The following is a 750-nucleotide window of genomic DNA, read 5'->3' as shown; positions in this document are numbered from 1 at the left end:
GGGTGATTGTCCTCTGCGGCGCGAGGGTGCCGGTGCCCGACGCTGTTGGCATCACACAGGACGTTGCCGAGTAGAGGCCCGGAGGGCACATCATGAAGCGTCGGACGCTTGACATCATCGTTGGTCTGGGCCTGATCGTTCTGGCCGGGTTGCTGCTGGTCGCGGGGGTCGTGCTGACCAGTAACGCGAATTTCGCCAATGACTACGTGAAGGACCAGTTGGGTCAGCAGCAGATCAGCTTCAAGCCGGCGGCGACGCTGACGGCGCAGGAGCGGCAGTCGGCGTGTCTGGTCACGTACGCGGGGCAGCGGTTGACGACAGGCAAGCAGGCGGAGTGCTATGCCAATGAGTTCATCGGGCTGCACCTGCAGTCGATCGCGGGTGGTAAGACGTATGCGCAGTTGGGTGATGTGCAGACGGAGCTGAAGGCGAAGATCGCGGCGTTGCCGAAGGACGACCCGGCGGTGGCGGAGTTGCAGAAGCAGCTGACGGACACGAACGCGGCGCGGGAGACGGTGTTCAAGGGTGAGACGCTGCGGGGGCTGTTGCTGACCTCGTACGGGTTCAGTGAGTTCGGGGTGAAGGCGGGTCAGGCGGCGCTGGTGGCGTATGGCGCGGCTGGTCTGCTGGTGCTGCTGGGCGCGGCCGGTCTGGTGCACGCCGCGGCGACCCCGGGCAGCAAGGGCTTCGCCGTGCCGGACACCGCGAAGGAGCTCGTCGACGCCTGAGCCGCATCACCACGACACAGCC

1 protein-coding gene is annotated in these 750 nt (G+C 66.1%); it reads left to right on the top strand.

The annotated features are described in order from the left end of the window. Window positions 1-92 precede the first annotated feature (92 nt). The gene (locus OP18_RS50675) at window positions 93-728 is read left to right on the top strand and encodes a hypothetical protein (protein WP_033368013.1); all 636 of its coding nucleotides are present in this window, start codon (window positions 93-95) and stop codon (window positions 726-728) included. The last annotated feature ends 22 nt before the right edge of the window (window positions 729-750 follow it).

The sequence above is a fragment of the Dactylosporangium aurantiacum genome, assembly GCF_000716715.1.
Taxonomy (GTDB): Bacteria; Actinomycetota; Actinomycetes; order Mycobacteriales; family Micromonosporaceae; genus Dactylosporangium; species Dactylosporangium aurantiacum.
Note: the sequence above shows the minus strand (reverse complement) of the source record. Positions and strands in the feature narration are given on the sequence as shown.

What these genes read in the sequence shown, in the direction of transcription:
- OP18_RS50675 (WP_033368013.1), top strand. Translation starts at nt 93, where the DNA reads ATGAAGCGTCGGACGCTTGACATCATCGTTGGTCTGGGCCTGATCGTT.